The 2,513-nt window shown below is 73.3% G+C and carries 3 protein-coding genes; all 3 read left to right on the forward strand.

Features of this window, described 5'->3' with window-relative positions; genetic code table 11:
• Positions 1-117: 117 nt before the first annotated feature.
• Positions 118-1,566: a S1C family serine protease gene (locus tag M8330_RS21580; protein WP_250829031.1), complete on the forward strand. Its 1,449-nt coding sequence runs from the start codon at positions 118-120 to the stop codon at positions 1,564-1,566.
• Positions 1,567-1,723: 157 nt separating this feature from the next.
• Entirely contained in the window at positions 1,724-2,101 is a 378-nt protein-coding gene (locus M8330_RS21585; RefSeq protein ID WP_308196048.1) for a YlxR family protein, read from the forward strand.
• 94 nt (positions 2,102-2,195) lie between these two features.
• Positions 2,196-2,513 (forward strand): translation initiation factor IF-2 N-terminal domain-containing protein (locus M8330_RS21590; RefSeq protein WP_250829032.1); only part of this gene is annotated, 318 nt, incomplete at its 3' end.

Raw genomic sequence — 2,513 nt, forward strand, 5'->3', positions numbered from 1 at the left:
TGCCATCCGGGCGCCCGGGGGTGTGGGGGACGCGAGCCCGCGAGGCTTCCGAGACGCACAGGAAGCACCCAGGTGAGGGTCAGCCGGGTCGCAGCCGGCACACGTTGACTGCACGGCATGGACAACGAGCGGACCAGCACCCCGGGCGACGACCGCGACCCGGCCGCCGCCTCGAACGCGAGCGGCACGACCCCCCACGACTCCCACGAGCCGGCCGGCCCCCTGGCGCCGGCGCCCGTGGGCAGCCCGCACGTCGACATGCCGACCAGCAGCGCGTGGGCCGGCCACGGCGCCCCCGCCGTCGCGCCCGTCGCGTTGGTCCGTCCTCGACGCCGTCGCGCCCGCCAGGCGATCGCCGTGGTCGCCGTCGCCGGCGTCGTGGCCGCCGGTCTCGGCTTCGCCACCGGCCGCGTGGTCGCCGACGGTGGCACCACCACCGCCGCTTCCAGCACCACCCAGACCGCGCCGAGCGCCGACGACGGCACCTCGACCGACGGCGGCACCTCCACCGACCCCTGGTCGGGCTCGACCGACGGCAGCACCGACGGCGGCAGCACCTACGGGTACGGGTACGGCGGCACCGACGGGTCCAGCGGCTCCAGCGGCGGGACGTACGGCTACGGCTCCGAGAGCGGCTCGTCGTCGACGGTGGAGCAGGAGGCCACCGCCACCGACGCCACCGACGCCCAGTCGCAGGGCCTCGTCCTCATCACCACGACCCTCACCGACGGCGAGGCCGCCGGCTCCGGCATGGTGCTCACCTCCGACGGGCTCGTCCTGACCAACTACCACGTGGTCGAGGACTCCACCGACATCCAGGTCGAGGTGGCCACCACCGGGGAGACCTACACCGCCACCGTCGTCGGCCACGACGCCGAGAACGACGTGGCGCTGCTCCAGCTCGACGACGCCAGCGGCCTGACGACCGTCACGATCGACGACGACGGCGACGCGGCCGTCGGCGACGACGTGACCGCGGTCGGCAACGCCGAGGGCCAGGGCTACCTGTCGGCCAGCGACGGCACCGTCACCGCCACGGACCAGCAGATCACCACCCAGAGCGAGTACGGCATCTCCTCCGAGGACCTCGACGGCCTCCTCCAGACCGACGTCGCCGTCGTGGGCGGGTACTCCGGTGGCGCCATGGAGGACGCCGACGGCGAGATCGTCGGGATGACCACCGCCGCCAGCAGCGGCAACGTCGCCGAGAGCTACGCGATCCCGATCGAGGACGCCCTGGCGATCGTCAGCGTGATCGAGTCCGGCACCGAGTCCGGCACCGTGCAGATCGGCGCCTCGGGCTACCTGGGCGTCTCGATCGACGCGAACGTCACCGGCGGGGCCTCCGTGGCCGAGGTCGAGTCCGGCTCCCCGGCCGACGACGCCGGCATCACGGCCGGCTCGCTGATCACCAAGGTGGGCGGGACCACCGTCGACGGCTACGACGACCTGGCGTCCGCCATGGACTCCCTGGACCCCGGGGACACGGTCAAGGTCACCTGGAGCGACGCCTCCGGCACCAGCCACTCCGCGACGGTCACGGTCGGGTCCTCGCCGATCAACTGAGCATCCGCACGCACACGACACGCCCGACGCCCCCGGTGTCGGGCGTGTCGTGCGTCGTCGCCAGGCCCGGCCCGACGCCCCGAGCGGCGCAGCGAACACCGGCAGCGGCCCCCTCCGGTTCGTTTCCGGTCGGGGCGAAGGGGTAAGGTGAACGACGGTGATCAGCCCAGCACTCCCTGCAGAAGCAGACGGCCCGTCCTCCGACGGCCCCGTCCGCACCTGCATCGGGTGCCGGGGGCGGGCACCACGACGCGATCTGCTGCGCACGGTGGTGGGCACGGACGAGGACGGCAGGGTTGCCGTGCTCCCCGACCCCCGCGGAGTCGCAGCCGGCCGGGGGGCGCACCTGCACCCCACGACCGCGTGCTACGACCTCGCCGTCCGCAGGAAGGCGTTCCCCCGGGCACTGCGCCGAGCAGCCGGGGCTCCGCTGGAGAGCGCACCGGTGCGGCAGTACCTCGACCGCGTCACGACCGACACCGACCGGCCCACCGGGGCCGGCCGCCTGACCAGGAACTGGAGCAGCAGCTCATGAGCACTCGATGAGTTACTCACGATGAGTTTGCACACCCACTGACGGTCTCGAGAGACAACCCCCGGATTCGGGTCTCGAGGCCAGGAGGAGAAACGTGGCCAAGACCCGAGTTCACGAGCTCGCCAAAGAGTTCGGAGTCGAGAGCAAGTTCGTTCTCGAGAAGTTCAAGGAGATGGGGGAGTTCGTCAAGTCGGCGAGCTCGACCGTCGAGCTGCCCGCGGAGATGCGTTTCCGCAAGGAGATCGGCCCGACGCTGAAGGGCGGCGGCTCCGCCCCCGCCTCGTCGGCGCCCGCCCCGGCAGCGCCCAAGCCCGGCCCCAAGCCGGCCGCGCCCGCGCCGTCGCCGGTCGCTGACGCGCCCAAGCCCGGCCCGAAGCCGGCCCCGCGTCCGGCCGCCCCCGCGCCGGAGAAG

Origin of the sequence: Nocardioides bruguierae (genome assembly GCF_023656415.1) — a bacterium.
Taxonomy (GTDB): Bacteria; Actinomycetota; Actinomycetes; order Propionibacteriales; family Nocardioidaceae; genus Nocardioides; species Nocardioides bruguierae.

Bases quoted from the DNA above. Each gene is read 5' to 3' on its own strand.
- M8330_RS21580 (WP_250829031.1), top strand. From the start codon at position 118: ATGGACAACGAGCGGACCAGCACCCCGGGCGACGACCGCGACCCGGCC.